This is a genomic window from bacterium (assembly GCA_030247525.1).
Classification (GTDB): Bacteria; Electryoneota; JAOADG01; order JAOADG01; family JAOADG01; genus JAOTSC01.
In genome coordinates this window covers 1-7,981 of record JAOTSC010000146.1, presented here as the reverse complement: position 1 = coordinate 7,981, position 7,981 = coordinate 1, and the positions used below count along the sequence as shown (strand labels likewise).

The window sequence follows — 7,981 nt, the reverse complement described above, 5'->3', positions numbered from 1 at the left end:
GGGTCAAAGGTCAAGGGTGAAGGGTTAAAGGTGAATGGTGAAAGGTCAACAAAAAATGATTCTGAAAACCTTGACCAATCTTTTTCTACTCAACACCCTACACCTTACACCTTGCACCAATCTTTTTCCACCTTACACCGTGCGTCAGCACAAAGTGTCGAAGCACACGGAGAGCTGCCATGGAAGAACAATTACTTCTTGGGGAATGATTCTTCGAAGTGGGCTCCAAATTGCCGCAACTTTTCTACAGTGGTGTATCGGGATGTGTGGGATGGCATTGATATCGAATGGTATGAGAACGATGGGAAGCTTGAATTCGATTTCATCGTCCATCCCGGTTTCGACCCTAATCAAATTCAGATGTCCATCGAGGGGTTAGAGGGGGATCGGATTTCGGGGTTCGGGTCTCCGGAAACTGGATTGTCATTGCGAGAGCGCCCTGCGCCGAAGCAATCTCATTTGGGTAATAGGGAACAGGCAATAGGCAATGGGAATAATGTTCGCGACATGGTTCCCGAGTCGCGAACCACTGTAGGAAAATCTTTCACGAATTCGACAGACAAGAGTGTCTGTCTTACCGATTATGGTCGAACCCCGAGCCCCGAATCCCGAACCCCTGTCCCCTGTTCCCCGTTCCCTGTTCCCGAACTTCGGTTACAAACATCATTGGGGGAATTGCGAACGGCACTGCCGAGTGTGTACCAAGTGTCAGCAAATGGCACACGCAATGAAATCGATGCGACGTTCCAACTCACCGACCAAAACACGTTCGGGATCGCACTACCCAACGGCTACAACCCCGATCACTCCTTGCGCATCGATCCACTCATCTACAGTACGTTTTTTGGGGGAACGGGAGACGATGCGGTTGAAGCGATGGTAGGTGATGGAAGTGGCGGAGTTTTTCTCACCGGTTGGGCAAGGAGCACTGATTTTCCGACTACACCTGGTGTTGGTCAACGCACGAACTGGGGCGGATCTGATTGCTTTGTTACCCATCTCGATAGTATCGGTTCTCAACTGATTTACAGCACATATATCGGCGGTTCCTCAGATGATAATGGCTACGCCATTGTGACAGATAATAGTGGTGGAGTGATTTTGACAGGCGTTACAATGAGCTCGAACTATCCAACCTCGACGAGCGCATTTCAACGATTCTTTGGAGGTTACTTCGATTGCTTTGTCACTCGACTAAACAGCATCGGTTCCGCTTTGATCTTTAGTACTTATTTGGGTGGCCAGAACTATGATGGGGGAAATGACATTGTTCACGATGGATATGGAGGCGCTGTGGTTGTTGGAAGCACCGATAGTACTGATTATCCAACGACTGCTAACGCATTTGACCGCTCATACAATGGAAATTTTGATTGTTTTGTGACTCATTTAAATAGCACAGGTTCTGATTTAATCTACAGCACTTATCTTGGAGGATTTGATCGAGATGGTGGTAGTGGTGGATTTGTTGATGATAGTACAGGGAACATCATAGTTACTGGATCCACGGCAAGTACGAATTTCCCAACAACTGAAGAATCATATGATACTACTTTTAACGGTGGTTCATATGACTGTTTTATTACTTGCATGAATCCTGTAAGTTCCTTGTTGATCTTTAGCACTTATCTCGGTGGTACCGGTTCAGATGGCGGAGGATCTCTCATTGCTGAAGGTAGAGGTGGAGTTGTCGTTATTGGAAGTACTAATAGCTCAAACTTTCCGGTCACTCCGTTTGCTTTTGATAGAACGTTCAATGGAGATTATGATTGCTTTGTTTCGCGGATTAGTAATACTGGTACTCAATTGCTTTACAGTACTTACTTCGGTGGGAATAGTAGAGATGCAGGATTTGATATTGCATTCGACCAAAGCAATAGCGTTGTCATTACCGGTCAAACTAGCAGTTCTAACTTTCCTACTACAGTTGGAGCATTCGATATTTCTTATAATGGTGGCGCTTACGGCGACTGTTTTGTCTCGGTGATTGATAGTACTAGTTCATATTTGATATACAGCACTTTTCTTGGGGGAGCGGGATTTGATCGGGGAAATAGCATAGTCAAATGTGGATTGAATGATGTACTCGTAACCGGCTACACATCAAGTTCTGATTTTCCCATCACACCGAACGCCTTTGATCCCACTTTTAATGGCACGGTCTATGATTGCTTTATCACAAGGTTGAGTTTAGTCGCCGACACCAGCGACATTACTCCAGATCGGGAAGTTCTTCCATTATCCTATGCTATTTCCCAAAACTATCCTAACCCCTTCAATTCCTCCACCTCCATTTCCTACTTATTACCAAAACCGGGACATGTCAATCTGAGACTATTCGACATCACCGGAAGGGAAGTCGCTACCCTCGTTAACCAGAAACAGCAAACCGGAAGTTATCGAGTGACCTTCGATGGGAAGTATCTTTCCTCGGGAACGTATTTCGTGCGAATGCAAGCGGGGGAATTTGTAAAGACACAGAAGATGTTGCTCTTAAGGTGAAAGGTGTAGGGTGTAGGGTGAAGGGTGTAAGGTGTAAGGGGAATGGTGTAAGGGGAAGGGATCGGCGCGGTTGTCAACCGCGCTTTTTGTTGGGTGAACACAAAGGGCGGTTGCCAGCCGCCCCTACGAACGGGTTTGGAACCCGTAATCACCAAATAGATACGGGCGGACGTGGAAGTCCGCCCCTACCCAGCATCCAACACCCATCACCTAAAACCCAATACCCATAACCAATAACTCACCTCCGAACACCGAAACTGCGACAAGAATGTCGCGGCCACGCAAAGACAGGGGCGGCTGCCAGCCGCCCCTACGATACTTAATGAGATTGCCTTAAGGAATGATGAGATACCCGGTTTGCACTAAGGCTTGCCGTTCCCCTTCATTCAATAGTATACGGGTGATGGTAATCGGATACCATCCGTTCGCCAACCCCGGTGTGACTCTCCCGCGTAATCGAATCAAATCTCCGGTTCCCGACATCGCATTAGCACTGGATTGCGACGTGCGGATCACCCCGCCATTCGCTTCATACGCCATACTCCAATCATTCGTCAATGTTCCACTCTGTACCGGATAGTTCCAAGTAAAAGCAGTACCGGCATCGACCGTGATTTCTACACCATAAATCCCCGCATTCGTTGTCGTACTTCCGGTTGCGAGACCAATCGTGAGTGAATCGCCTGCCGTCACAGAAATGGTAGGCGGCGTAACCGTAAACTCATACACGGAGATGAGATCAGAGCTGCCCGGAATTCCCAATGCATCGCTACTCAATACATGAGTAGTCCCACTTTGCGTTGGTGTAAACAGACCACTGTTCGACACCGAACCGACTGCCGGATTCGACAGACTCCAAGTATAAGGTGAGGTGCCACCGGAGACTTCAAATTGCAAGGGATTTCCAACAATCACTTGTTGTGGTCCACCGGGTGTGATTGTGAGAATGGGTGGATCGAGCCGGGTAACACTCCCGTTATTTATCACCGCGAACAACGATTCGTTAAACAACTGCTGCGATACATCAATCGCGGAAACATTGTAACCTATCGCGGTATTAAAGCGGAGATAGAACAAAATGCCGCCGCCCGGTAACGGGGTGCTATTCCCGAATGAGACATCGACATAAGACGTGTGCAACTCCGATTGAAACGACCATCCCGCTAACAAGGTACCGGTGCGGTCGACACTATTGAGCGAGAGTGCATTGGGGTTCCATGAAATCCGGAATTGTCCCGAATAAACTTGTGAAGCCGCTTCCCGTCTGCCATACACCCGATAGTACCGCTTGGGAATATTGGGCAGCACCAATTGTTGATCGGTCCACTCAAACAATGTCGGATCAGTCGGTTGAAAATCCATCAGATACGGATAGGAGATTTCCGAAATGCCCGGAGTTGTCTTCGTAAAGTAGCCAATGGAATCGTAGGAAATCAGCCGATAGGCAACACCCGGCAATTGCGGCCAGCGTAATCGCGGGTTATACCCACCGCCCGGCACCGGCACTAATGCAATTGAAAGCGTCGGTGCATTCGGTGTAACATCGACTGGCATCCGTAAGTACACCGGTAGTACTAATTGTTCTCCCGATGAGATCGTGGTATCAGGAATCTCCAATTTTAACGGACGTACGATATATTGATTCGATTCGCCCGTATTGGCTGCGCCATCCTGTGCGAACAGTGTAGTTGTTCCCGGGGTGTAACCAGTGAAGTATCCCCACGTCGGATCCTGCAAAAAGTAACTCCCGACCACTAAATCGGAAGAGTTTGCAGTATACGGTGATGTACCCCCGGCAATCGACACTTGCATCGAATCACCCACATACACTTCTCCACTACTGGGGAAGAAGGATAACTGAATCGGTTCATCGATGTTGAGATAACCACCGGTCAATTGCAGGGTAGGAGTTCCTTCATTGAAGCGGCAACCACTAGTAAGCCAATTGAAGGAGCAGCCTCCTGAACCGGTCAGCGTTGCTTCAAATCGCACGAACAGGAGATTCCCACTTCCCGTTAATGCGGTAGAGCCAGCGCCGGAAATTCGCACCACACCGTTGGCGCCTTCCATAATGACATTACTACCCCATCCTGCGCTCATAGAACCGGTAGTTACCAATGTTACCGGCGTAACAGCAGATGCGGTGTAAGTGAATTGTAGATCGAAGGCATAGACATTCAATCCGGTAACCGATCCAACTTGAATCGGTATATCGATAGTATTGCCGCGAATCATGGTTCGATCCGGAATTGTCACTGATACTGCGAACACCGAGCCCGCCAGCATCAGTAACATCAAACCCAGAAGTAACAACGGCGGTCCAGAACGCGCCGAAGGATATCTTTGCTGCATGGCAACCTCCTCCGGTTAGCGTACGAACTGCATGGAACGAACCTGCCGAAACGCGCCTGCTTCCAGACGTACGAAGTATGTACCGGTCGAAACCGATAATCCTGCAATATTTTTGCCATCCCAACTGATCGAATGGTGCCCGGCACGATACTCACGGTTGGCCAATTCGACGACCATTCGCCCGGTAGCATCATACACCGCGATCCGAACATTACTGGTAGTCGGTAAGGCAAAGGGGATCGTAGTTGATGGATTGAACGGATTCGGATAATTCGATAACAACGCGAACGATTGCGGTAACGCTTCGGAAGCGATACTGCCACCCGCATCCAATACTGCGGGAGTTTCGTTGAGGATACCGTGCTCAAGTGCAATAGTTCCCTGTACCATCTGTCCGGCATTGCGGGAGACGATTAACCAACCGATTGGTTCGTGCTGATTGGCAGATGCGCTGCCCGCGAAACCAAGGAAGTACCCAGAAGCAATCGGATTCATGATAGATAACCAACCATCGGCGGGAGTAAAGCTATCGAGCTTCATTCCTGACGGAAGAGATAAAACCATCTGTCCGGCAAAAACCTCCACAGGAGAATTCGCAAACACCGGAATTCGGCTGGTTGTCTCATCCTGTGCGAATTGAACATTACCAAACCGGAACGATTGTTCGGAGAGCGATGCTACCACTGGATTGGTTGGAGTGGGTGTCGATGGATTATCACCACCGGGTAGACTGGTTGTTTCACCGGGGAACGTTGCTAACAGTCCTGCGGTGTATTGAAGAATGTATGATGCATCGAGTGATGTAATCGATGCGTCGCCGGAAGTATTCGCAACTCGTTGCTGATGCGTGTTTAATGGGAAGGTGACAGGATTCACCAGATAGCGCAGAATCATCGATGCATCATAAGCGGTAATCACCGAATTAAGCGACACATCGCCGAGTAACGTGTAATTGTACCAGGAAGAAAGAAACGGGCTGTAATTCACATTACTGGTGACGTCGCAACCTAATCCTGCCGGATTGCTTGCAGCATTGTACGGACCGGTGTTGCTGCCCCACCAACAATTTTGCGCATTGATGTTGAAACTGCCGGAGTTCTGCAAACCGTAATTCGAGATATTGTAGAAACCACAATTGGATAACACCGGATTCGATGCACCCACGGTTGCCATTGCATTATAAGCATCAGAGAACATTGTGTAACGAATCGTCGGCGATGCGTTTACCGTTCGGACTAAACCGTAGTTGTCCTGATTCCAGACATGACCGTAACGGATGACACAAAAATCCATTCGACATTGGGGATCGATTGACGTATCGTCGAATTGAATCCAGCCCCAATCGCCAGCCGACGCGGAGCTAACATCACCATCATTATTCGTATCGCCGCCATAAAAATCATCGCGATAGCTGGTAAACACGATTTGACTATCAGGAAGCGAACCTCCCAACGCCATCAACCCTTTTTGTACAACTATTGTGGAGTTGCGAAGTTTTACCACGACCCCGGGATTAATTGTAAGAATCGAATTCGTACCCACCGTAAGCTGTGCATCATTTAGCAGGTAGGGAATATTGACATCACCGGCGATGTTTCGTTTCAACAATGTGTAGTCAGCCGCTGTAGTCTCTTGTTGCAGCTGAATGGCGTGAAATGTGTTGTTCGAGAGGGTTCCACCAGTGAATGTGGGATTCGATGCCAATGACATCGAGATGGGAGACTGCTCACTGTTTTGGATCGTGAAGTTGCTAATTGTTGGCTGTGAAGCACCATTGCATTGAACGCCATGGACATTACCAACGAAGATGGAGTTATTAGTCGATGACGCGGCATTGTTCCAAGCAACCCCTGCGGTAGCATAATTCACCCGCGCGTAATTCACCCAGCAGTTAGCATCGACTGAGATATCATTGAAATCAATTCCTGCCCAGTCACTACCAATTGGTACGGTAGCGCTTCCATTCTGATCGGTATCGGTTGGATTGCCGTAGGCGTCGTCATGAGTTGAAGTGAATACTGCTCGACTACCTGTGGTGCCATTTACCTGCATCGCGCCATTAACAAACATACCGTATTGCCACGATTTCACAACCGTTCCCGCCGGTACGATGAGTGTTGCACCCGATGCAACAGTAAAGTTGCCCTCAAGTACCCATGTCACATTCGTGTAACCCGCTATGTTACGTTGCGGCCAAGTGAAATTGGAAGTGATGTTTTGTGTCCGCAATCCCAAACCAGCGAGTCCAATATTGAACCAAGACATGTTTGAGATGGATGGATTCGCTTGCAAATCCATCGTAATCGGTGTCGCTGAATTGTTCTGAATTGTCGTCCAAGTAATCGTTGGAGCCGAGTTCCCTTGGATACTGATTGCATGCGGTTGGAACATGAACAAGCAACTATCGATGGTCGGTGATGCATTCACGAGCCAGACGGCTGCAGGGCCGTCGGTATCCCATGAGCTCCACCAATACCCACCATAACGAAATTGCGTGTTGCGCATAACACAAGCCGTATCATTTGAGGCGTCGGTAAACTGGATGAACGACCAATTCATGGGATCTGGTGTGGACTCATTGCCATTATTATTATTATCGCCGCCGCGGGAGTCGTCGTGGATACTCGTAAATACCACTTGACTATCCGCAGGAGCTTTTCCTAACGATTTTAGTTTTCCGTTAATCGTCCAAGGCGACCATACATCGGTAAATTTTACGGTAACACCTGGATCAATGACAAGGTTTCCGTTTGTCTCGATAGTTACTGCACTTGTATTGATATAGGAGATTGCCGTGATCCCTGCGACATTTCTCCGTTTGAGGCGACCGACTCCCGACAGACTTCCCTCGTAAATTCCTAATCCGGTGTAACCATTGCCATTAAAGGATAAGTTGATAAAATCGGGATCCGATGCCATCGACATCCAAATCGGTGTGTACTGTGAGTTGTTAACCGCGCTATTCCAAAGATGGGTTGTGCTGTTACCGGTGATTGTTACACCGTAACGGTTATCGGTAATCGTACAGTTATTGATTGTTGGACCAGCGTTTTCGCTTTCGATTCCTCGGGTGCTGAATTTCACTGTATTATAGACCATTGTACACGAAGCATCGACCGAGGTGTTG

Annotated in this window: 3 protein-coding genes; 1 reads left to right on the top strand and 2 read right to left on the bottom strand. The window is 48.3% G+C overall.

The annotated features are described in order from the left end of the window. Positions 1 to 2,502 (top strand): T9SS type A sorting domain-containing protein (locus tag OEM52_11895; GenBank protein MDK9700839.1); only part of this gene is annotated, 2,502 nt, incomplete at its 5' end. A gap of 333 nt (positions 2,503 to 2,835) precedes the next feature. Here the strand turns inward: OEM52_11895 and OEM52_11890 are convergent. Together OEM52_11890 and OEM52_11885 are read right to left on the bottom strand one after the other, a co-directional pair. Beyond that, positions 2,836 to 4,854: a cohesin domain-containing protein gene (locus OEM52_11890; GenBank protein ID MDK9700838.1), complete on the bottom strand. Its 2,019-nt coding sequence runs from the start codon at positions 4,852 to 4,854 to the stop codon at positions 2,836 to 2,838. Positions 4,855 to 4,869: 15 nt separating this feature from the next. After that, positions 4,870 to 7,981 (bottom strand): T9SS type A sorting domain-containing protein (locus OEM52_11885; GenBank protein ID MDK9700837.1); only part of this gene is annotated, 3,112 nt, incomplete at its 5' end.

Bases quoted from the DNA above. Each gene is read 5' to 3' on its own strand.
- OEM52_11890 (MDK9700838.1), bottom strand. From the start codon at position 4,854: ATGCAGCAAAGATATCCTTCGGCGCGTTCTGGACCGCCGTTGTTACTT.